This window comes from Salinicola sp. CPA57 (assembly GCF_003206035.1).
GTDB classification, from domain to species: Bacteria; Pseudomonadota; Gammaproteobacteria; order Pseudomonadales; family Halomonadaceae; genus Salinicola; species Salinicola socius.
In genome coordinates, this window is the sequence record NZ_PZJR01000005.1 from 172735 (window position 1) to 195959 (window position 23225).

General features: G+C 59.7%; 21 protein-coding genes. 18 read left to right on the forward strand and 3 right to left on the reverse strand.

Annotated features, from left to right (window positions below):
• Positions 1–70: 70 nt before the first annotated feature.
• The gene (locus DOM36_RS07305; RefSeq protein ID WP_110642246.1) at positions 71–4027 is read right to left on the reverse strand and encodes an RNA-directed DNA polymerase; all 3957 of its coding nucleotides are present in this window, start codon (positions 4025–4027) and stop codon (positions 71–73) included.
• A 546-nt stretch (positions 4028–4573) separates the two neighbouring features.
• Between DOM36_RS07305 and DOM36_RS07310 the strand changes: the two genes are divergently transcribed.
• The 9 genes from DOM36_RS07310 (at position 4574) to DOM36_RS07350 (ending at position 11617) form a co-directional block, all read left to right on the forward strand.
• The gene (locus DOM36_RS07310) at positions 4574–4813 is read left to right on the forward strand and encodes a type II toxin-antitoxin system prevent-host-death family antitoxin (RefSeq protein ID WP_110642248.1); all 240 of its coding nucleotides are present in this window, start codon (positions 4574–4576) and stop codon (positions 4811–4813) included.
• A gap of 1 nt (position 4814) precedes the next feature.
• A complete protein-coding gene (locus DOM36_RS07315) occupies positions 4815–5207 on the forward strand; it encodes a type II toxin-antitoxin system VapC family toxin (protein WP_110642249.1) in 393 nt (130 codons plus the stop codon).
• Between the two features lie 83 nt (positions 5208–5290).
• The gene (locus tag DOM36_RS07320) at positions 5291–6142 is read left to right on the forward strand and encodes a DUF3883 domain-containing protein (RefSeq protein ID WP_110642251.1); all 852 of its coding nucleotides are present in this window, start codon (positions 5291–5293) and stop codon (positions 6140–6142) included.
• A 214-nt stretch (positions 6143–6356) separates the two neighbouring features.
• The gene (locus DOM36_RS07325; protein WP_110642253.1) at positions 6357–7811 is read left to right on the forward strand and encodes a PAAR domain-containing protein; all 1455 of its coding nucleotides are present in this window, start codon (positions 6357–6359) and stop codon (positions 7809–7811) included.
• Positions 7812–7814: 3 nt separating this feature from the next.
• Positions 7815–8207, forward strand: a complete 393-nt coding sequence (locus DOM36_RS07330; protein WP_110642255.1) for a hypothetical protein — start codon at positions 7815–7817, stop codon at positions 8205–8207.
• A 62-nt stretch (positions 8208–8269) separates the two neighbouring features.
• Positions 8270–8608, forward strand: a complete 339-nt coding sequence (locus DOM36_RS07335; RefSeq protein ID WP_157958589.1) for a hypothetical protein — start codon at positions 8270–8272, stop codon at positions 8606–8608.
• 15 nt (positions 8609–8623) lie between these two features.
• Positions 8624–8950 carry a hypothetical protein gene (locus tag DOM36_RS07340; RefSeq protein ID WP_110642259.1) on the forward strand — a complete coding sequence of 109 codons (327 nt, stop codon included), beginning with the start codon at positions 8624–8626 and terminating at the stop codon, positions 8948–8950.
• Between the two features lie 467 nt (positions 8951–9417).
• Entirely contained in the window at positions 9418–10665 is a 1248-nt protein-coding gene (locus DOM36_RS07345; protein ID WP_110642261.1) for an MFS transporter, read from the forward strand.
• 112 nt (positions 10666–10777) lie between these two features.
• On the forward strand, positions 10778–11617 hold the full coding sequence (locus tag DOM36_RS07350) for an inositol monophosphatase (RefSeq protein ID WP_110642263.1): 840 nt from the start codon (positions 10778–10780) through the stop codon (positions 11615–11617).
• Positions 11618–11819: 202 nt separating this feature from the next.
• Here DOM36_RS07350 and DOM36_RS07355 read toward each other — a convergent pair whose 3' ends face one another.
• A complete protein-coding gene (locus DOM36_RS07355) occupies positions 11820–12614 on the reverse strand; it encodes a helix-turn-helix domain-containing protein (protein WP_110642265.1) in 795 nt (264 codons plus the stop codon).
• 125 nt (positions 12615–12739) lie between these two features.
• On the opposite strand from DOM36_RS07355, the gene DOM36_RS07360 reads away from it, so the two are divergent.
• The gene (locus tag DOM36_RS07360) at positions 12740–13351 is read left to right on the forward strand and encodes a glutathione S-transferase N-terminal domain-containing protein (protein ID WP_110642267.1); all 612 of its coding nucleotides are present in this window, start codon (positions 12740–12742) and stop codon (positions 13349–13351) included.
• 594 nt (positions 13352–13945) lie between these two features.
• On the opposite strand, the gene DOM36_RS07370 is transcribed toward DOM36_RS07360, so the two are convergent.
• Positions 13946–15019, reverse strand: coding sequence for an SDR family oxidoreductase (locus DOM36_RS07370; protein WP_110642271.1), 1074 nt, complete (start codon positions 15017–15019; stop codon positions 13946–13948).
• Between the two features lie 186 nt (positions 15020–15205).
• On the opposite strand from DOM36_RS07370, the gene DOM36_RS07375 reads away from it, so the two are divergent.
• The 8 genes from DOM36_RS07375 to DOM36_RS07410 all read left to right on the forward strand — a co-directional run bounded on the left by DOM36_RS07375 (position 15206) and on the right by DOM36_RS07410 (position 22986).
• Entirely contained in the window at positions 15206–16129 is a 924-nt protein-coding gene (locus tag DOM36_RS07375) for a LysR family transcriptional regulator (protein ID WP_110642325.1), read from the forward strand.
• Between the two features lie 122 nt (positions 16130–16251).
• Positions 16252–17598 carry a HipA domain-containing protein gene (locus DOM36_RS07380; RefSeq protein ID WP_110642273.1) on the forward strand — a complete coding sequence of 449 codons (1347 nt, stop codon included), beginning with the start codon at positions 16252–16254 and terminating at the stop codon, positions 17596–17598.
• On the forward strand, positions 17595–17903 hold the full coding sequence (locus tag DOM36_RS07385) for a transcriptional regulator (RefSeq protein ID WP_110642275.1): 309 nt from the start codon (positions 17595–17597) through the stop codon (positions 17901–17903). Before DOM36_RS07380 ends, DOM36_RS07385 begins: the two co-directional genes overlap by 4 nt.
• Before the next feature lie 58 nt (positions 17904–17961).
• The gene (locus DOM36_RS07390; RefSeq protein ID WP_110642277.1) at positions 17962–18411 is read left to right on the forward strand and encodes a MarR family transcriptional regulator; all 450 of its coding nucleotides are present in this window, start codon (positions 17962–17964) and stop codon (positions 18409–18411) included.
• A gap of 106 nt (positions 18412–18517) precedes the next feature.
• Positions 18518–18946 (forward strand): organic hydroperoxide resistance protein, encoded by a 429-nt coding sequence (locus DOM36_RS07395; RefSeq protein ID WP_110642279.1) that lies wholly within the window; start codon positions 18518–18520, stop codon positions 18944–18946.
• Positions 18947–19182: 236 nt separating this feature from the next.
• Positions 19183–20574, forward strand: coding sequence for a C4-dicarboxylate transporter DcuC (gene dcuC / locus DOM36_RS07400; protein ID WP_110642281.1), 1392 nt, complete (start codon positions 19183–19185; stop codon positions 20572–20574).
• 37 nt (positions 20575–20611) lie between these two features.
• Positions 20612–22015: a lyase family protein gene (locus tag DOM36_RS07405; protein ID WP_110642283.1), complete on the forward strand. Its 1404-nt coding sequence runs from the start codon at positions 20612–20614 to the stop codon at positions 22013–22015.
• Positions 22006–22986, forward strand: a complete 981-nt coding sequence (locus tag DOM36_RS07410; RefSeq protein WP_198651228.1) for a hypothetical protein — start codon at positions 22006–22008, stop codon at positions 22984–22986. Before DOM36_RS07405 ends, DOM36_RS07410 begins: the two co-directional genes overlap by 10 nt.
• Positions 22987–23225 lie beyond the last annotated feature (239 nt).

Consider the following 23225-nt stretch of genomic DNA (forward strand, 5'->3'; position numbering starts at 1 on the left):
ACCTTCATACCTCCAGAGTAACATTACTTTACTCTCATTGATTTCCTCTATTTAACCCTTCGGTCCCCAATCATCGGATTCGCCCCTTGTACCCTGCCGGCGGCGCCTTTAAAGCTTTTGGAGCCTTAGCTATGGATGTGGATTTGAACAGAGAGGGATCAACTTCAAACACGCTGACGGCGACCTGTTGATTTCCATGTACATGTGCAATGAGTCGATCGTGCTTGGGTAGAGGTACCTGTGCGGTTGAGCCACCGAACTCACCCGAGTTGGCGAGGACCACCGGCTGGTACATATGGAAGTGCAGCGCCGCCACCATGTTGTCGAACGTCTGAACATCTTGGTTTAGCGCTGCGACCAAGAATATGTCTGACCTGTCGCGAAGGTCGGCGACGAGGTCCAAGTCTGTAGAGTCATAGCAAATAGCCGCTGCGATGCGCGTGTGCGACTTAGCCCCAACTGGTAGCTCAACCAACGTCACATGAGGCCTGTAACCTTTCACCCCCATCTTCACCTCATCCTTCGTCGGATGATGCTTGCCCTGCCACACGTACTGGAACGCCCGGCCGTGGCCCGGGGATTCAGTTCGAATCAGCCAAAGGCCTTGATTGACGGTACCGCCCGCTTTGTCTGAATGAAGAAACGTCAAGCCGGTGAAAATATTGGCTCGCACCTTGTCTGAAAGCCGTCTCAGCAGGAAGACGTGCTCCGGATGAACCGCCAGCTCGGGGAACAGAATGACGTCGACTACGGGATCATCGGTATCGTTGGATACTGTCGCGGAACTTGCCGATGCCCAGGTCTTGAGCTTCTGATGGGTCAGCCTGCAAACCTCGGCGAGATGGCGGCGATGCTCGGACATAACGCCCGGCGTCCAGTGCGTTGGATCCTTGTCATTAAACTCCTCTCGGCGCGGGCGCATCGGCTGAACGATGGCCACGCGTAGCGGCCGGTCTTGCAAGGGCTCATGGTCATCGACAGGCACCACGTACATCGGGGTCTTGCTTCGGCGGCCAAACAGCCCCCTCTGCACTTCCATGCGCTCTTGAACAAGCGCCAGCAGTTCGGTAGTGGTCTGAGCATCGCCCGCTGCCGATGCAGCATTAGCGCGGAACTCAACTCCAGGCCATTGCAGGAGCGTCGAAAGCAGACTGGAAAGCCACGGTGATACTGGCCCTGGCTCTTCCAACAGCCCGCGCCCAGAATTCAAAAGGCCGAAACGGCGCTTCAACCAGGTGCTATGCAGCCCCCTGTAACGGCCAATCTCTTCTGTGACAAGGTAGCGACGGCTCGTGAAGTCAAATTCGCCGGTAAGAGCTGAGCGGAGGATGCGACCCATCCCGTAAAGCCAAGCTTTTTCAGGTACCACCCAAGGAGGGCTAGCGTACAACGGGTTCGTAACATCACTGACCTTAATTGACACCACTTCCAGGAAGTCAGGCTGCTCGGGGAGTTCCGATAGCCTCGACCAATCCTTGCATTGAAGCTCAATGTCAGCGGCGCTTGCCCCTTTGGACAACTGCTCCTTCACTTCGGGGTTGCGAAGCAACGCATCAGCGAGCATGAGCAGAGGGTTTTCTTGACCGAAAAGGTTGTCTGGCTCGTTGATTAACCTCAACAGAGACTGTTTGCCCTTCATCTTGGCCGGGTGTTTTCGCGAACTGCCGGGACGCTTTTGAGTTTGGATCAGTGCGGCTGGAACAAACTGGCGCCAGTTCGATGCGCGTCGCCCCTTCAGCGCGGCCATCAATAAGTCCGGACGGCTCAGTGCTACGGCATGCACAACTGCTTCTCGGATCCCTTCGTCGTCCGTCCGCCGGAGCCCTTCCGACAACCACACACCGAAGCGTCGCACATTAGGCTGCAATTGCTGAGCCACGATGGCTAGAGGTATAGCATCTTTTAGCTGGTCACCTTTTGCTGGTTCGAACAGCGCCGCGCGTTGCAATGCCGCATACGTTTGCAGCTCGGGGGCAACTTCGATCACTGCGGCGAGCGAAGCATCACCAATGGCCGCTAGATAAAGGCGAGCCTGCTGGCGTAGGTACCAGGGCGATGACAGCCGTTCGGTCAATACGCGGCGAGCGATTCCGCCGAGATCCTCACGGTAGCCCTGAATATCCACACCATCCGGATACTCTTCTTTGTCACGGAAGCCAGTCTCCACTGCGCCAGCTCGCAAGAGGTCGGCCAGAACGTACTCCGCCACGCGCACCTGCCTGCGCTGGGCGGTGTCCAAGCCCCCAACCACGTCAAACAATTTGATGTTGAGTGCTTCGGTCACTGGACTCAACAGACGGGGGTGCGGAAATAGGTCCAGACCACACCGCAGCAGCAAGACTAGCGCGGGGTTCTCGGCCCAGCACTTGATGAGCTTGCGCGCTGTTGACTCGAACTCATGCGACAGCACCACGCCCTGTGTCACTTGGTCGCTAATGGTCTCAGTTGAACCGGCTGGGCTTTCGAGGTCTGTCATAGCTAGCCGGTGCCGCATCAGTTGGGCAATGCGCGTCGAGACGAACCGCTTCACGGTGTCGTCTCGTACGTCAGTGTTAGGCACAGCGACCGTCGCCAACGACAATCGAGAAGGTTTGGGAGCTGCGCCGCTTTCAATCTGCTCAGACATTCCCAGCAACCCGTCAAGGCCGCCCGCCGCCTGCGCCAGAGACTCCAGATCGAAGGTGCCGCTCAACTGTGCGTTGAGCATCTCCATTAGGGCCGATACATGGCTCTGCGATGAAATCGCCAAGTATGGGGTAGCCACACATTTTTCCAACGACAGCTTAAGTACCCTTTGCGCGCTGATGCGGTCGCAATGTGTTGCCAAGGCCGATTCCACATGGCATTTGACATGCTTCAATACCGTGGCTTGGCAGAGTCCACCAGTCCCGCTCTTGGCCTCGACAACAAGACGCATGTCATCGACATACCGACAGTAGTCCAGCAGCTTGACGTCGTCGCCAATCACGGCACCTTCGGCTGCAGACTTCTGCATGTCGCGGTCGAATCTAACAAGATAGGCGTTAGCAAAGAATCCTGAGGCGACTAGTCCCTGGGGCAACCCGAGCTCAAGCTCTCCACGTTCTCCGCCGCGGATCAGCTCTGTTTCTCGCTGGTCTTCGGAACGCCACTGCCAAGATAGGATTCGTTCAGCTCGCTCCCAGAACGTCGCGTCCGCTGCCGCCGAGTCAGGCCGCCCGTGTTCCGTCTGGTGCTCGCCTTCTAGGAACTTCAGCTCCGCGAGCAACGCGTCGCGATCGACATGGTCAAAGAACGACTTGATGTCCAGAGATACCACAAACAGCTCCCGCCGTGGCCGCAGCTGAGGTGCCAGTTCAGCACAGACGCGTCGAGGTCGCGCGAGGAATGTCCGGTAGTCCTGAAAATACTGGCGATAAGTTCTGCTGTTGCCCCAGGAAAACTGAGCCAGAGGCCGCACGCCAGCATTTGTGACCCAGGTGCAGTGTAGGCGGTTGCCGTAGCTCACTACGCCACTTGTGCGCATTTCCGCTACATCAGTCCCTGACGTATTGCCTTGAGCCGACTCCACAGCCTCCGCCAGACACATCATTACCGTCGTTGCCAAGGTCTGATCACGAATGGACAGGTGGGCCAATGGTCGCAGCTTCTGGCGCGGCTGTTCCTCTTCTGCCTGCTTCGCAGTTCCTTCTGCCTGATCTAATTCGCTGGGTGCCCAGTCCTCAAACGTCGGCTCAATGCCTGAGCCATCAAGGTCAAGGGCCGACAACTCGTCGGTGGAGCGAAACCACCAGCGTGAGTTCTTGGGCGCGGGGACGAGCAGCAAGTCCCTCGGCAGAAAATCGACATGGCAGACCTCTTCCGCCCAACACACCAGTTGGTTTTCTAGATCGATGGCCGAAGCATCCAGCTCTAGAACATCCGCATACCAGTTGTGCCGGCGGATATAGGTGTGCGACTTCTTCCAGGCCTGTGAGAGTACAACTACATCACAGAGCTTCTCGCCTCGTGGCGGGAGCTCTCGATATTCCTCTTTGACAATAGACACCCAGCTCCCCTTTCGTTGTTATTGCCCTCGCCCCAGAGCTTCTGTTTGCACAAGGAATCAGGCCAAAGCACATTCATGCAGTTCAAGCGTGAGCTACCCCTTAGATAACAGTGCCCGTTTGCGCAGGCAACCACTCCAGCACCACTGGCGAGTGGCACATCGTCGAGTTCCTCGGGCGGCGCCGAGATCGGTGTGACGATGAAATGGAACAGTACAGCGCCATCCTTGCCCAGCGGCTCGGATCGCGAGAACATTAGCGTATGCACGATGTCGAGGCCGTTGATCGCTGCACAGCCTGACCTGCCAAAGCATCTTGCCTCCACCGTCGGTCAGTGCCAAATCTTACACCAGCTCTCTGGGTAGTAGAGCGGGTAGTATTTTCAAAAAAACATAGAAATAAATTATTAAATACCTGATTTTATTGAATTATTTTTATCAATCTACATTAAGATTCAGAATCTGGAGTGAAGACGCCAAACTCGGTAGCGACAGAATCAGCAACTTCAAATAGACTAAGTCCAACGAACTAAGTTATCGGCCTGCCCAATGGAAACCGTCAACATTCACGAAGCGAAGACCCGACTCTCTCAGCTTCTCGCCAAAGCCGCGGAAGGAGAAGGGTTCGTCATCGCCAAGGCCGGAAAGCCAATCGCCAGGGTCATGGCCATCGATAGCCCGGATGCCGGGCAGCAAAAACGACTTGGCTTCATGAAAGGCCAGTTCAAGGTTCCCGAAGATTTCGATCGCATGGGCGAGGAAGAGATCGCCGACATGTTCGGAGCCTGAAATGAACTTGCTTCTCGATACCCATGTGCTGCTGTGGGCAGCGGCGGAGCCCGACCGGCTCTCCGATGAGACGGCCGGGCTCATCAACAATCAGGACAACAAGGTCTATTTCAGCGCCGCGAGTCTTTGGGAGATCGTGATCAAAGCCGCCCTTGATCGCCCCGACTTCCAGGTAGATCCGCACCTCCTACGCCGTGGCCTGATCGAGAACGGCTATCTCGAGCTACCCATCACGTCTCAACACACCTTGGCGGTCAGCCATTTACCGGATATTCACAAGGATCCGTTCGATCGAATTTTGGTCGCCCAGGCCGAGTCCGAGGGCTTTCTGCTGCTGACGGCGGATGAATTAGTCGCGCGTTATCCGGGGCCGATTCGGCGGGTCCATAAATGACTGATTGGGCTAGCGCACTTGTTGCTTCATCGAATGTGGAATCCCGCACTACACACCAAACGAATCGTCGCTGAGTCATTATCATGCCCCAATCGTCTTGGAGCGTTATCGAAGTTGAAGCCATCGTTGCAACGTATCGGCAAATGCTCGTCGCCGAACTGAGCGGACAGCGCTACAACAAGAGCCAACTCAATCAAGCGTTGATGGAGCGCCTCGAAGATCGCTCAAGGTCTTCCATCGAATACAAACACCGCAATATCAGCGCCGTGTTACGCGATGCAGACTGCCCCTACGTGAACGGCTACAAACCCTTGAGCAACTATCAGGGCATGCTCGTCGAAGCCGTGGAGCGGGTATTGTTGGGTAGCGAACTCTTCGATCGCGCCGCACGCTCGGCCGCCGAGCGCCCGGCCGTCGATTCAGCCGAGCCATCCAACGACGCCATTGTTGTCATGCCTCCCGAACCGTCGCGGCCGCGACATGAAATCAACGAGAAGCCTGCCCCGTACGAGCGGCGCCCTTTCAAACGAGACTATCTCGCTCGAGAGGCACGAAACCGAGAACTCGGTCTGGCCGGTGAGCGTTTCGTGGTCAGCTACGAACAACATCGCTTAACGCAGGCCGGCCATGCCAAGCTGGCCGACAAAGTCGAACACATCGCCGAGACGCAAGGCGACGGCGCGGGCTTTGACGTGCTCTCTTTCGAAGCGGATGGCCGGGAACGATGGATCGAAGTCAAAACGACGGCATTCGCCATAGAAAGCGCCTTCTTCATCTCGCCCAATGAACTAGCCTGCTCGCGCTCCTACGCCGACCGCTACCATCTTTTCCGCCTGTTCGACTTCCGGCAGCGACCACGCATGTTCTGTTTACAAGGTGATCTGCACGATCAGTTATGGCTCGAAGCCAATAGCTATCGTGCGGATATTCGCTAGCCTTCGTAAAGATCCACAGCTTCTTGATGGCTAAAAGTCGTTTATCTAGCCAAAGAACAACCAAGCTCGTGTTCGCTCGTTTCGAGGTTGGCGCAATTCGATGAATCTTCTGTAAGAGATCGGATATCACGCCACAAAACACCAGGATACGCTTTGTGATTTTCATCCCCCCTGCAATAGACTCCGAAACTACAGAAGAAGTAAGGGATGTCTAATGTTCAATCCCGGCGACGGGATGATCCGCCTGGGGGACGCCAGCAGTCATGGCGGCAAGGTGATCACCGGTCAAAGCAACTACATCGTCCACGGTAAGCCGGTGGCAGTCGTCGGTGACAAGGTCACCTGCCCGAAGGATGGCCACGGCAGTGTCTGCAACATTGTGGAAGGCCATCCGACACTCCGGATCAACGGCAAGCAGGTCGCCTTTCAGGGCTGCCACACCTCCTGCGGGGCCGCGCTGGTGTCCTCGATGGGCGGAACCCACATGATCGGCTCCGAGGAGGCGAAAAGTCCTCCGGTTCCCAAGCCCGTCTTCTCTCCCGCTGCGGCGGCAGCCGGCAGGGTGATGAGCGACGAGACTGCAGAGAAAGAGAGCCAGCCAAAGGTCGCGCCGGGGTTCCATGTCGTTCGCAAGGCCGGCTACCTCGATCAGATCAAGAGCGACCTTCTGCCTTCCCCATCGCCTAATGTCGATGCCATGTTCGAGCGGCTCAATACCCACTTGCCGGACTACGTGCTGCCCGGCTCCCTGATCGTGCTCAGCGACCCCGAGAACCAGATGTGCATGGCAGAAGAGAAAACGCTGCAGGATCAGGCACGACTGGCACAGCAGACGGTACAGAAGCTCAAGCCGGAGCAAGCGCGGGTCATGATGGACAACTGGGGCGCGATGATAGAGTTGGAGAATGCCGCCAACGGCTCGCAAGATCGGGCTTCAGCCGCGGGTGCGAATGATGAATTGGCTCAAGACATCAGTGATGCGTCGACCAGAATCGGCGTCACGACAGCTACCCTGGACCCTCTCAAAAGCGCGACAGCTGAAGCTCTCGATCAATTGGCACGACAGTGGGAGGCGGGGACTGCCAAGGTTTCGAGCTACCTCGACGGCAAGATGAGCCAGATGAATAACGCGGCCCATCACTTCATGGATCGCTCGTTCCAGCTCGCGGAAGAAGCCCGGGACCTCAAGGTTAAGATCGGCGTGGCAGCCGAGCATCCACTTCACAGCGTGCGCCAGGCCATCGAGGGCATGCCGGAGTTCCGCGTCCCGACCGTCGGTGATGGCATCAGATTGGCGGGGAGATGGGCCAAAACACTTGATGTGACGAACTACCTCGCCATTGCGCTCGACTATACAGCGACGGATCTGGCCGTCGAAAACGCCTGTAACGATGCGGTAGATATTCAGACATGTCGCCAAGTTCAGTTCGAAGAATATGGAGGATTTGTCGGCCGCACCGGCGGTGGTGCCATGGGTACCGCCATGGGAACCACGACAGGAGCTCGCATCTGTATGTTGGGAGTTGGCTTGAGCCCGGGTGGTAAACTAGTTTGTGCCGCTTTGTTTAGTGGAACCGGAGGCTACGCAGGCATGAAAGCTGGCGACGCACCCGGGCGTCGGTTAGGCAGTACTATTTACGAGGTCGTTTATGGCAATGATGAGGAGTAACAGGTGAGCCTGACAACGACTGAAACCCTGGTGACGTTAGCCGGAGTTTTCTTCGGTCTCTGGACCTTCGTCATAGCGATTCTGGGGATACTGGCCGCCCCGATTATCATCGATAGAGTGGATCGAATACTGGGAGGCATGTATCCCGAGGATGAGATCCTGTTCAAGGGCTACCCCCTCTCGTTCACGCGGTTGGGCACGTATGGACGCGTCATTCTGTTTCGTAACACGCGCCGGTATCAGCGCAAAATCTTCGAAGGGCGGCCCGATCTCGTGAACGCAGTGGAAACAATGCCTCGTGGGTTACGGCTGTGGCTCGTATGGGTTCACGCCCCTCTAACGTTCACGGGCTTTCTATTTTTCATCTTCGGCTGGCTTCTGATGTACCTGGGCTAATGAACGGCTCGGTGGCCTTCGGAGCTCTGCTTTTCACAGCGGTAGGGCTTGGGATACTGGCCTTGCTGCTGGTCATCGTGGGCATGATCCTCGCACCATTCATCATCGAGAAAGTCGATCGAGCGCTGGGGCCGCTGGCCTCGGAGAAGGAGCAGTTTTTCAAGGGGCTGCCACTGTCAGCCCATCGAATGAGTAGCTATGGCCTCAAGGTGCTATACCGCAATACCAAATGGGGCCAGCGTCGGATCTATCTCGAGCGCCCCGATCGAATTCACGCCGTCGAAAGTGCCCCTCCGTGGGTCCTCAACGCGGTGACGTGGATCTATGCCAGCTTCGTGATCGTCGCTCCGATCGCCTTTCTGCTGGCCTTTGTCGTGATCAGGATTCACGACTCTGGATGATGCGAACAGGCCAAGATGAGTAATTATCCCTGGGAAACCATTTTCGCCCTGGGCTTCGCCTTGTTCGGCGGGCAGGCTTTCCTGCTCGGCCTAACCAGCATCATTCTCGCCCCTCTGCTGATCAATAAAGCCGATGAGCACTTCTCTTGCTTCACACAGAAAAACGAGATCCTTTTCAAGGGCTACCCGGTCTCGTTCGCGCGCATGGGACGCTACGGTCCGACGCTGATGTCGAGAGCGTTTCCCCGTGCGGCGGCTCGGAACTTCAATGACAGCCCCGATCGACGCCAGGCGATCGAACACTCCCCTCGATGGCTGCGCATGGTACTGATGTGGATCTAAGGAGGCTTCGGCGTTGTTGCGATCTTCGCCGTGCTGTTCGATTTCGCGATGAGCCTTGCAGGGAAGTGATCAACTACAAGTGATAGCTGGTCCACTTCATAGACCAACCCATCCCACGGCGTGAAATTTGAGCGGAATCGTCGTCGCGAAGTTCACCGATATGATGAGCGAATCGCGGTGAATCACGTTACAGGTCGACACAAAAGCGCCTGACCGCTATTTCATCTTTGAAGCGAAGTTGAAATAGCGCTGCCCGCAATTTTAACTTTGCGCCATCGCATCAGCGCCGCCCTGCTCGCATCGCCATGGGACCAACAGCACATCACGACGCCCAAAGCCCGTTACTGAAGTCAAAACCACTACCCACCCTAGACTATCGACGTAGAACCATCCCGATATTGACCGTGATCGGCTACCCTTGCGTCCTTGGCTTGCCGCCGTGAAGCAATATCTTTCGATCTCCAAGGATGGCTCTCTTGTCGACTTCCGCGATGCCCCGCCGGGGCGTTCTGACTCTTGTGGCGCTGCTGCTGGTGGCGCTCAACCTACGCCCGGCGCTGACTAGCGTGTCTCCGGTGCTCGGCAGCATCGCCGAGGCGCTGGCGCTATCCCCTAGCTGGCAAGGCATTCTGACCACGCTGCCGGTGCTGTTCCTGGGTTTGGCGGCGCCGCTGGCGCCGCAGCTGGTGCGTCGTATCGGGCCGGAGCGGAGCGTGTTCGCCGCGCTTGTGGTATTGGCGGTGGCGCTGCTGGCGCGGCCCTATGTTGTTACAACGGTCGGCACGGCGGGGCTGTTTCTGGGTACGGCGGTCGCCGGTGGTTGTATCGGAGTCATCGGGGTGTTGCTGCCGGGCATCGTCAAGCGGGACTTCCCCCGGCGCGTCAGCATCATGACGGGGCTCTACACCGTGGCGCTCAACCTCGGCGCTTCCGCCGCCGCGGGCACCACGGAGCCGCTGCGTCAGGAGTTAGGCGGGCTGTGGCAGAACGCTTCCCAGGGGGCTTCAACCGGCCCCTGGCAGGGTGCGCTGGCGTTCTGGCTGCTGCCGGCGGTGATCGCCGCCCTGTTCTGGCTGCCGCAGCTCAAGGGCACCAAGCCCGTTCGCGTGCCCGTCCGTCGCGGCGCGCGTCTGCGTCACGATCCGCTGGCGTGGCAGGTATCTCTGTTCATGGGGCTGCAGTCGTCGCTGGCGTACATCGTGTTCGGCTGGCTACCGACGATCCTGCAGGATCGCGGCCTGGCGGCGGTCACCGCGGGGCTGGCGCTGTCGGTGTCGATTCTGCTGCAGGTGATCACGGCGATCCTGGCACCGTGGATCGGCAGCCGCATGCGCGACCAGCGGGCGGTGCTGATCGGGGTGATGACGCTCACCCTGATCGGGCTGCTGGGCTGTCTCTATGCACCGATCGCGAGCATATGGCTGTGGATCGTAGTGCTGGGTCTGGGCCAGGGCGGTACCTTCAGCATGGCGTTGACGCTGCTGGCGCTGCGCGCGCCGGATGCCACCACCGCAGCCAGCCTCTCGGCGATGGCCCAGGGCATCGGTTACACCCTGGCGGCGATGGGGCCGCTGCTGGTTGGCGTGCTGCACGACTGGAGCGGCGGCTGGAACGTGGTGGGTTTTCTGGTGAGCGCGATTGCCCTGGCCGCGCTGGTCATGGCGCTCGGCGCCGGTCGCGACCGTCAGGTGGCGTCGACCTCTGGTGTGGACTGACGGCGCAGATTGATGGCGTGGACTGAAGACGCAGACTGATACTCAAGCCGACGAACCGGATCGCCGGAATCGGTTACCCTAGAAACGAGACCCAACGAACCAGGAGATTCGCATGCCAGCCAGAGCCATCAGCCTCGAGCAACAGCAGCGCCTGATCGAGATCGTGCGCGATGCCGCCAAGACCGAAATTCTGCCGCGCTTTCGCAATCTCTCCGAAGACGACATCCGCTCGAAGAGTGCGCCGGACGATCTGGTGACCGACGCCGACCAAGGCGCAGAGCGGATGATGACGGCGGCGATCCGCGGGTTAATGCCGGAGGCGACGGTGATTGGCGAGGAAGCGGTCGCCGATGGCAGCGCCAATCTCGACGACATCGCCGGTGCCGAGCTGGCACTGATCATCGACCCGGTCGATGGCACCTGGAACTTCGCCCGAGGGCTCAATCAGTTCGGGGTGATTCTGGCGGCGACCAGTTTCGGCGAGACCATCTTCGGCCTGCTCTACGATCCGCTGGCGGATGACTGGATCGTCGCGCGCCATGGCGAGGGTGCCTGGTTCGGCCGCCCCGACGGCACCCAGCGCCAGCTGCAGGTGTCGGACACTGACAAGTTCGACGAGATGGTCGGCTCGACCTCGATCCGGCTTTTCGCCAAGCCGCAGCAGTATCAGCTGGCGGCGACCTTCCCCGACTTCCAGCGCATGATGGCCTTCGGCTGCGCCTGCCACGAATATCGCACCATGGCGTTCGGCTTCGTCGACTTCATGCTCACCGGCAAGCTAATGCCATGGGATCACGCCGCGGGGCTAATGATTCACGCCGAGGCCGGCGGCTACTCGGCGCTACTCGACGGCACGCCCTACCAGCCGACGATCCATCAGGGCACAGTACTGGCGGCCAGCTCACGGGCGCATTGGGAGCAGCTGCGCGAGAAGTTCAGCTTTCTGGTCTGAACACGATCCGGGCGTTTTCAACACCCAAGACGACGAAAACCGGCGCCGAGAAGGCGCCGGTTTCCTTCTGTCGTCGACAAGAACTGCTGTCGATCAAAAAATGATCACTTCGGCCGGATCAGGGAATGATCTTCTCGGCGCACGGGTGCCTCTTTACCGGTGATCACACCGAAGGAAAAATCTACATGTCCGAGTTGCCCGCTCAAGCTGTGCCTTTTGCATCGTAGAAGGCAACTCGTAGTCCTGGCCTGTCCTCAGAAACAAGAATACTGATGCGATAGCTTTGCCAACTGCCCCGAGCATCGCGAAGCGTAATGTCCGTATCGCCGATCCGATAAATTTCGGAATCATCCCACCATTCCTTAGCTTGCTGAACGGCTTGCAGAACCTCGTTGAGGATAGAGCCCAAAATCGGGTTCTTTCCGCCCGTCAGATAATCGTGGCGTGCCTTGAGCAGGACCAGTCTTGCCGCAAGCTGCCAGTCTTGAATTATCCTCCGGTAATGATCGGAAAAAAATACAATACGAAGCATGTTCGGTCGCGGCAACTTGAAGTCTTCGAACAGAAGACTGGCCGCCTCATTATGCGCGAGAATATCCCAGGAACTGTTCATGATATAGGCGGGTTGATCAAGAGAATCGATCATTCTTATGAACGACTGAGGAAGCTCATCACTTTCAAATCCATCCGCAAATTTATCGCGACCAGCCAGTGCAAAAAGATGCTCTCTTTCGGCTCGATCGAGTCGAAGCCCACGTGCCAATCGATGCAGAAAATCATCCGACACCGCTATGTCTCGCCCCTGTTCAAACCAGGTATACCATGTCAAACCGATACCAGCCAAAGCGGCGACTTCCTCGCGACGAAGGCCACTGGTTCGGCGGCGGCGCGCTTGCGGCAAGCCAAGCGATTCTGGAGATGTACGTTCGCGACATTTACGAATGAAATCCGCAAGTGCTTCTCTGGACGGTACGCGTGTTAAACGATCGGATGCCATTCTCACCCCTCAAAGCATTACCCGGGTAATAGCATAAAAACTATATTGTAACACTAAAAATTGTGGGTAGGATGTCGTGGACATGGCTAGTGGCTGAAATGCAAAACATTGGGAGGATGAATGGAATGCTACTCTACCAGTTTCAAAAGGGGACGAATCCGCGGCGCGTCATCATCTACCTGAACGAAAAAGGAATCGACGTTCCACGATATGAACTCGACTACGCGGGAGGAGAGCACAAGTCGCCCGAATACCTCGCGATCAATCCCAGCGGACGAGCTCCAACCCTCGTCACGGATGAAGGTATGTCGATTACAGACTCGGCCGCGATTGTCGAATATCTCGAGGATCTCCATCCCGAAAAATCGATGATTGGGGTAGACGCTATTTCTCGCGCAAAAATACGTTCGCTTGAACGTCTGGGAACCGATCTGGTGGCCCGGTCTCAACTTTGGCTCTGGAATATCACCCGATCATTTCCTGCCATGGAGCCGTCGCCTTCATTGAAGGTCGCTTCCAAAATCTTGGTATACGTCACAGAAATATTGGATGTTCTGGAGGCAACGATCGGGGATAACGAATTCTTGGCAGGAGACAGGCCTACAGTAGCAGACTGCACAGTATTTCCGATTTTTCAAACCTGCCGAGAGCGGTTCGAACTACCCTTCGGCTCCGCTCATCCGCGCCTTGACCTCTGGTATAAGAATTTTCGCCAACGGCCGAGTGCCGAATACTAGGAAGTTAGTCATTTGAAAAAATCGAGAGCTATGACCTGCGATTCGGAAACTCTAAGGACACACAACGTTGCCGCCGTTGTTCCCATAAGGCCATCCAAAATCAGAGTGGCAATCGTCATGATTATTTTCGTTTATCCCATTGTGACGCTCTCACTCTATGCTTTGGGTTCTCTGGCCGAAAGTTGGGCCTTGTGGCATCGGACACTGGTTCTGACGCCGATCACGGTAGGACTTATTGTATTTATTGTGAGACCGTTGATAACAAAATACTTTGACTGGTTTCTACAACCTAACTCGTAAACCTGATTGGTTATCTCGAAGGAGATCCTAAGGCAAGCTTAGGTCCTGATAAAAGAGTGAAGCATCCATATCGTGGCGGCGACCAGGACCAGGATGCGGACTCATGAAACCGCATCCAGATTCTGGAACAGGCGACAAGGACAGCGACCAGCGAGAAGTTCGCGTTTCTGGTCTAAACGCGATCCAGGTTTCCGCGAGTTCATGACGACGAAAACCGGCGCCGAGAAGGCGCCGGTTTTCTTGCTGTCGTCGACAAGAACTACCGTCGATCAAAAAACGATCACCGAGACCGGATCAGGGGATGATCTTCTCGGCGCGCAGGCGATCGAACAGGTCGAAGAACGCCGCTCGCGTTTCGCGGAAGTGGTCGAAGCCGAAGTCGCGGGACTTGGTGGTGTCGTTGACGCACTCCTGATCGCGGCCCAAATCGGCATCGGTGTGCCACCAGGAAGCGAGCTTGCTGACATCCGGCTCGACCAGGTCGTGCTTTTCGGCGATCTCGCGCCAGGTCGATTCGGCACCGGCCATCTGCGTTTCCAGCGGCTGCATCGTCTCCGGGTCGTCCGAGGCTTCGGGCCCCTGACTTTCCAGACCAAAGTACTCGCCGATCTCGCGCCACATCCGGCGCCAGCGGAAGACATCGCCATTGACCGTGTTGAAGGCCTGATTGGCGGCGCCCGGCGTGGTGGCGGCCCACTCCATCTGGCGCGCCAGCACCAGCGCATCGGTCATGTCGGTGAGCGCGTTCCACTGCGTCTGCGAACCGGGATAGACGAACGGCTGGCCGGTCGCCTGGCAGATCGAGGCGTAGACGGCGATCGTCGTGCCCATGTTCATGGCATTGCCGCGGGCGTAGCCGATCACGGTGTGCGGGCGGTGCACGTTCCAGGCGAAACCGTGACGCTCAGCGGCTTCGAACAGCACGTCTTCCAGTGCGTAGTAGAAGTTGTCGCCCGGCACACGCGGCTCGGATTCGCGGAACGGCGTCTCGATGCGCCCGCTGCCATAAGCCTCGAACGAGCCCAGATATTGCTTGGTGCCGGTGACCAGTGAAGCGTGATCGAGCTTGTCGCTGTCGAGCGCTTCGAACAGATTGCGCATCATCTGGCTGTTGGCTTCGACGTTGGCCTTCTCGTTGTCGCGGCGAATCCAGGTGCAGTAGAAGACGTGGGTGATCGGCAGGCCGGCCAGCGCCTGTTCGGTGGCGGGCTTGTCCAGCAGGTCGGCGGCGACGGGAATCACGCCGCTCTGCTCAGTGGGCCGACGAGAAAGGCCGTAGACGGTCCAGCCGCTGGCCACCAGGTAAGACGCCAGATTGCCGCCGGTAATGCCGGTCGCGCCGACGACGAGTGCAGTCCCTTTACGCATGATCGATGACCTCCTTTCGAGTCAGGGAGTCGAGTCAGGAAGATCCGGTATCTCGCCGGATCGATGGACGCAGTCTGGTAGGCTCCGATCGTTGCTACAATCGAAAGCGTCGCAAATCTTTATTGCGCCAGACGCAACCTCAGACATTTCAAAGCCATGGGTTTCAACGTCGTGAATCTCAATTCGCTGGATCTCAACGCCCTGCGCGTGTTCGAACGGGTCGCGGCCACCGGCAGCTTCACCGCGGCCGCGCATCACTTCCACCGTGCGGTCTCCTCCGTGTCCCGTCAGATTCGCGGGCTGGAAGAGGCGGTCGGGCAGCCGCTGCTGTACCGACATACCCGTGCGGTCACCCTGACCGAGGCGGGAGAGCGCTACTACGAGGAAGTGCGCGAGATTCTGGAGCGGCTCGATCTTGCCACCGAAGCGCTGACCTACCCCGACCCCGAGCCGAGCGGCGTGCTACGGATCAATGCGCCGGTCGCCTTCGGCCAGCGCCAGATCGTGCCGCTGCTGCATGCTTTCCAGCGTCAGCATGCCGGTATCACCGCCGAACTGCAGCTGAACGATCACGTCGTCGACCCGGTGCGCGAGGGTCACGACATCACCTTTCGCGTCGGCGATCTGGCCGACTCCTCGCTGGTGGCACGCCGCCTGGCACCGATGAATTACGTGGTGGCCGCGGCACCGAGCTACCTGACCGCGAACGGCGAGCCGCGGACGCCCGAGGCGCTGAGCGATCACAACTGCCTGCTCTATCAGGGTGAGATGGGCCGCCAGCGCTGGTATTTCCAGGCGCCGAACCAGAGCGGTTCGACCCCGTTCGAGGTCGCCGGCAACCTCTACAGCAACGATGCCGAGAGCCTGCTACGCGCCGCGCTGCTGGGCCAGGGTCTGGTGCTGTTTCCAACTTGGCTGATCGGCGATGCGCTTTCGCGGGGCGATTTGGTCCCGCTGCTCGAAGCGTGGCGCGGCGAGGTCATGCCCGGCCGCCGCGACATTCACGTATTGACCACCGAACGCCGCCTGCGAACGCGCAAGGTGCGGGCGTTTCTAGACTATCTGCGGGAATCGCTGGAGCCACAGCCGGCCTGGGATCGGTGGCGATGATGTCGCTATTTTGAGCAATTTATTTCTCACCAATGGCGAGAAAAACATTTGATGAGCAAAAAATAGCTCACCCACAGTCGGACATGTTAAATTTGAGCAATAATTTACCCAGCACACTCGATATGTCACTGACGATACAGTTGTTCCATCATGGCCAATGGCACGATGCCGCAGAACTTCAGATCGACGATCCGAAGGCGGGTCGACGCGGCACGATTGCGCTGGGCTACTCGACCGATTACGCCATCGACTGGATGGGCCGGGATGACGAGCACGCCTGCAGTCTGAACTTGCCGGTCGAGCTGATGCTCCTGTATCGCCGGACGAACTGGTTCGCCATGCTCGACGACATCATGCCGTCGGGGGCCAGCCGTCGTTACTGGGTCAATCAACTGGGGCTTCAGTCACTTCCCCCGCATGAGCAGGATCACGCCTTGCTGGCCCAAGGCACGATAGCGCCCGTCGGCAATCTGCGAATCAAGCAGGCGCTGTCCCAACTGCCGGCGGGTAGCCAGCTGAAACACCATCGATTCACGCTGGACGATGTCGTGGAACGCCATACCGACTTTCTGGAATATGCCCAGCAGGTGGGCGCTGCCGGCGGTGGTGCGACCGGCGCTGGCGGCGAAGCACCCAAACTACTGCTGCGTCGCAGCCCGCAGGATGAGATCTGGATCGATACCTGGCAGGACGACTCCCGCAATACCGATGCGCATTACCTGGTGAAATTCCCCCGCGGCCGCCGCTCGGACATCGATTGCGACATCCTGCGCGCGGAGTATTACTACTATCACGAGCTGCAGGCGCTGGGCGTCGATACCATCGATATCCGCGGTATGGAACTCATCGAAGGGGCACGCTACCCCAGCCTCTGGCTGCCTCGATTCGATGTCGATTTCATCGAAGGAGAACGCACACTCTTCGGTCTGGAGTCGCTTTATTCGCTGCTGGAGAAGCCTCCGGGCACTTTCCTCAATCATTTCGAAGCGATCGACACGCTGGTTGCCAAGTGTCAGCAGCAATATCGCGTCAGAGAAATGGGCGAACCCTTCGACGTTTCCTGTTTCGTTGCGGAGTGGGTCAAGCGGGATCTCCTCAACGTCGTTTTCGGCAACTCGGACAATCATGGCCGCAATACCGCGATGATCAAGCGTCCCGATGGCCTGTGGCTGGCGCCGGTCTATGATTTCGCGCCCATGAAGGCGGACCCCGAAGGCATCATGCGCACCACGCAATGGGGCGCGCCCTACGAAGAAGGCGGCCGTTTCGACTGGCAAGGGATCGCTCAACGGCTCGATCCGCTGGTTCCCGCCGACGACCTGCTCGCCGAGCTTCGCCAGCTGGGAAGACGATTGAAAGGCCTGAAGGCTCGCCTGCGGCAGCGAGGCGTGCCGAATTCGATTCTCGATCTGCCCACGCTAGGGTTCGACTATCTCGACGAAAAACTCGATGCCTGGGGGCTGACATGAGCCGTCTTTCTCCCCAGGAACGCGAAGCGCTGCTGTTCGATCTGCTCGACCAGCTGTTCGAGGAAAAAATCACCACGGGAGCGCTGTTGAAACGACTGCGCCGGGAGGTTCTGGAGATGAACCAGACCCGCTATGCCGCACTGGCGTCGGTGAGCCGCCGGACGCTCTCGGCCATCGAGAACGACAGCGGCACCCAATCACTGGGTTCTCTCAATCGCGCCTTTCGCCCTTTCGGGCTCAGCGTGGGGTTGCTCCCGCGTGATCGATCGACCCGCCAGCGTCTGTTGACGCGATCCTCCACGTGATCACCTTCATAGCAAAACCTAATTAGCGATTGAGTCGTGCGCGATATAGATTGGCTACATGACGACACGCAACGACACCGACGACGCCTTGGCTCTCGAATCGCAGCTCTGCTTCGCGCTCTATTCGACGCAGCTGGCGATGAACAAGCTCTACCGCGGCCTGCTGCGCGAGCTCGATCTGACCTATCCCCAGTACCTGACCATGCTGGTGCTGTGGCAGCGGGACCGGCAGACGGTATCGGAGATCGGCGAACAGCTGTACCTGGATTCGGCCACGCTGACACCGCTGTTGAAACGGCTGGAAGCGGCGGCGCTCATCACCCGGCAGCGCTCGCGCCAGGATGAACGCCAGGTCGAGATCGCCTTGACCGAGAAGGGCCGTTCGCTGCGCGAGCAGGCCAAGGCGATCCCCCATGCCGCCGGCTGTGCGGCCCAGTGCACGCCCGAGGAAGCCGCCCAGCTGCGCGACGCGTTGCATGGGCTGCGTCAGCGACTCGACACTCAGTGAAGCGTTGGCGCGTTTAATAGAAGACTATTTTCAACCAGCTTTTTTACCCCAATAGATCGCGCGCGATTAAATAGACAGCGATCTTTAACCCGCAAGGAGATTCACCATGTCACTCGATAAAGTCCTCTACCGTGCCGAGGCGACTGTCACTGGCGGCCGCGACGGCCGGGCCACCGCCGCCGACGGTGCCATCGATCTCAAACTGTCGACGCCCAAGGAATTGGGCGGCGCCGGCGGTGACGGCACCAACCCGGAGCAGCTGTTCGCGGCCGGTTATTCCGCCTGCTTCATCGGCGCACTGAAACTGGTCGCCTCGAAAGAGAAGGCCAAGCTGCCCGACGATACCCGGATCCAGGGCGAAGTCGGCATCGGACCCAAGGGCGAGGGTTTCGGCATCGAAGCGACGCTGACGGTGAAGCTGCCGGGCATGGATCGGGAACAGGCCGAAGCCCTGGTCGAGAAGGCCCATCAGGTCTGCCCCTACTCCAACGCCACTCGCGGCAACATCGATGTGACCCTGAACGTCGAAGTGTAGGCATCGCCCATCTTTGGCTGAAAATTGACGGCCCGGGTCATCGAAAGATGGCTCGGGCCGTTACATCTTTGGTCGCAACACGGGTCGAAATAAGACTTTCACCGGATATTTATCGATTTAATTTCAAAAAGTTATCGTGACATGCAAAAACGCGATGCGGGCATAGCGATAACGCAATAGCCTCGCGCCGCCGGCGCTGACTACCGTGTCGACTCCAACAATCAAGGGATTCGATCATGGTCGCGTTTCTCATAGCCATGGCGGTGACAGCGTTCGCCGGCACGCTGGTCATCAAGAAATACCAACCGCAGACCGTGCTGCTGCTCGCCGGGCTTGCGCTGTTCGTCGCCACCGCGCTGTTCTTCCCCGCGCAATCGGTGCTGTTCAAGGAGACCGAAACCAGCGGCTGGGCCGGCTTCGATATCTTCGAGTTCATCCACCAGATCATGTCCTACCGCCTGGCCGGGCTGGGGCTGATCATCATGGCCGCCGGCGGCTTCGCCAAGTACATGGACCATATCGGCGCCACCCAGGCGATGGTCAACATAGGCACCCGCCCGCTGGCGCGGATGCGCGCGCCCTATCTGGTTCTGGCGCTCGGCTATGCCGTGGGACAGGTGTTGAACATCTTCATCCCCAGCGCAGCGGGGCTCGCCATGCTGCTGCTGGTCACGCTCTACCCGACGCTGGTACGCCTGGGCGTCAGCAAGGCGTCCGCCGCCGCGATGATCGGCATGACCTCGGTCCTCGACCTGGGGCCGGCCTCCGGCACCGCCAACCTGGCCGCGCATACCGCGAACATGGACGTGGCGATCTACTTCGCCCAGTACCAGATTCCGGCGTCGCTGTTCATCGTGCCGATCATCTGCGTGCTGACCTACTTCAGCGCCAAGTATTTCGATCGCCGCAGCGGACACGTGGTCGATCCCGACCCGACCGCCCACGCCATCGCCGATGGCGAGACGGAGGCTCCGCGTGTCCCCGGTTTGTACGCGCTGCTGCCGATCCTGCCGCTGACGCTGATCCTGATCTTCAGCAAGCTGCTGATCCATCAGATCGAAATCGGCGTGGTGACGGCGATGATCATCGGCGCCGTGCTGGGCCTGTTCTGCGAGATGGTGCGCAAGCGCCGTGAGCTACAGGCGGTGTTCAAGGGCTTCATGACCTTCTTCCAGGGCATGGGCCAGATGTTCTCCTCGATCATTTCGCTGATCATCTGCGCCGAGTTCTTCGCCGCCGGCCTCACCGCGATCGGGGCCATCGACTTCATGATCGGCGCGGCGCAGGGCGCGGGATTCGGTCTGTTCGGGATGACCCTGGTCACCTGTCTGCTGGTCGCGGTGACCGCCATCCTCACCGGTTCCGGCAACGCGGCGTTTTTCTCTTTCGCCGGCCTGGCACCCAACGTCGCCGCCGCCACGGCCGCCGGCCCGGTAGCGTTGTTGCTGCCACTGCAGTTCACCGCCGGGATCGCGCGGTCACTGTCGCCGGTTTCCGGGGTGATCATCGCGGTCAGCGAAGCCGCCGGCTGCTCGCCCATCGATATCGTCAAGCGCACCGCAGTCCCGCTGATCGGCGGCCTGATCGTGCTGTTCGTCTATACCGCGCTGTTCGTCGGCGTCAATTGATCCTCGATCTCCTGCGAATCGACCATGAGAACCCACTATGAACGCTGAGCTGCTCTCCGATTCGGCCGATGCGCTGCCTGATTCGACCGACCACCTCTTTTGTCGCGATGCCACCTGGCAGGCTTGGCTGGAGGTCGAACGGGCGCTGGCGCTGACCCAGGCCGAACGCGGCATGATTCCCGCTGCCGCCGCGGCGGAAATCGAGCGCTGCGCGACCCTCGATCAGCTCGATCGCGAGGCGCTGGCCACGGACATCGAACGCACCATGTCGCCGGTAATGTCGCTGGTGCGGGCGCTGGCCGAACGCTGCGACGGCGACGCCGGCGGCTACGTCCACCTCGGCGCCACGACGCAGAACATCATCCTCACCGGCAAGATGCTGCAGCTGAAGCGTTCGCATCGCTGGCTCAAGGCGCAGCTCGCCGCGCAGCTCAAGTGTCTGGCGGATCTCGCCGAGCGCGGTGCCGAATGGCCGTGCGTCTCGCGCACCAACCGTCGCCACGCCCTGCCGATCACCTTCGGCTACAAGGTCGCCGGCTGGATGGAGGAGCTGGAGCGCAACGTCGAGCGGCTGGAAGCGGTGGAATCCCGCGCCTTCGTGCTCACCTTCGGCGGCGCCAGCGGCGCCATGCACAGCTACGCCGACGAAGGCCAGCCGCTGGCGGAAGCGCTGGCGACGCGGCTGGGCCTCGGCGTGTCGCGCGTTCATTCCCGCGCCGCCATCGACGGCCTGGTCGAGTACATCACCACGCTGGGACTCTACGCCGCCGGCTGCGAGCGCCTCGGCCAGGAGCTCTACACGCTGATGGCCAACGAGTTCGAGGAAGTCAGCGAAAACCAGGGGGATGAAGTGGTCGGCAGCAGCACCATGCCGCACAAGTTCAACCCCAAGTATGCCGTCAACCTGCTGGCCGAGGCCGGCGAGCTGCGCAGCCTGGTGGCGCCGGCGCTGGAAACCGCGCGCCCCTCCCACGAGGGCGATGCGTCGTGCAATTTCCGCCTCTACAAGCTGCTGGATCAGGCTGGCGCGCTCGCCTATCGGGTCGCTGCCACCCAACACACGCTGCTGACCCGGCTGGCTCCCCGCCCCGAGCGGATGCGCGAGATCCTGATGGCCAACGCCGCGCCGCTGATGTCCGAACACATCATGCTCGAACTGAGCGACGAGATCGGCCGCCAGCGCGCCCACGATCTCGTCCATGAGGCCATCGTCGCCAGTCGTGACGGCGATCTCTCCTTTGCCGAGGCGCTGTTCGAAAACGATACCGTGCGCCGCCACTACGGCGACCGGGCCGCGCTCGACCAGGCCCTCGCCCCCGGGCACTACACCGGACAGAGCCGCCAGATCGCCCTGGCGATGGCGGCCTCGGCCCGGCATCTCGCCACGCGTCTTGCACGCGCTTTCGAAGAAGAAAAAGAAGAGGAAGGATCATGCCAATAACATCAAGACGCTCTCTTCGCCTCATGCTGGCGCTGGGCGGCCTCGCTCTGTCGCCGCTGGCGCACTCGCAGACGTCTCAGGTATCAAATACTTCTCAGACCCTGGCCACGGGCAGTCATGAATCGACCTTCACGCTGCCGGACAGCCAGCGCCAGATCGAAGTCGCAAGCTACGTGCCCGAGGGCGCCGATGCCCGGACACCGATCGTGTTCGTGCTGACCGGCCTCAAGCGCAACGCCGAGGATTATCGCGACGCCTGGATTGACGCCGCCGACGAGTACGGCTTTACCATCGTCGTGCCACGCTTTTCCAAGCAGGACTATCCCGGCGTCGCGGGCTACAACCTGGGCAACCTGGTCAGTGCCGACGGCCAATCCAACCCGCCCGAGGCATGGTCGTACAGCGTCATCGACGGCCTCTTCACCGATTTCGAGCAGGCCGGTCAGACCGAACGCCAACGCTACTACCTGTTCGGTCACAGCGCGGGCTGCCAGTTCGTCCACCGCATGCTGACCTTCGTGCCGCAGTCGCGGGTCCAGGCGGCGATCTGCTCGGCGGCGGGCTGGTGGACACTGCCCGACACCGACAACGAATGGCCCTACGGACTCAAGGGTGCGCCGGTCGAGGTCGACCGTGACGCCCAGCGCCAGCTCGCCGGCCTCAATCTGCTGGTGACCGTCGGCGCCGAGGATACCGACCCCTGGCACAAGTACCTGCGCCGCAGCTACCAGGCGATGGCCCAGGGCAACAACCGGGTCGAGCGCGCCTGGATCTACTACAAGACCGCCGAGCAGAAGGCCAACCGCTACGGCTTCGACTTCCATTGGGCGTTCCAGACCGTGCCCGACGTCGGCCACGACAACGCCGGCATCGCCCCCTTCGCCGCCGAGCAGTTCGCCGCCTTCGAGCGCGACGGCGCCTTCGATGTCGTCACTCCGGTGACACCGCCGGATAGCACACCTCAGCGCTAGCACTCGCCTTCGCATCGCATTGTCTATTACTGCCCCTCGTCCGCTCGGCGGGCGAGGCAGGGAACCTGCGTCCGTGTGACGGTCATCGCCGCGCGAGGACGCGCTCCACCAGCAACTCCCCACAACATGAAAAACGAACAGGAGTTCACCATGAACACGCCATGCCACCGCACTACACCCCGGCGATCCCGACTCGCACGCGCGCTCCCGGCCCTTTCAACAACAACGCTTCTATCGAC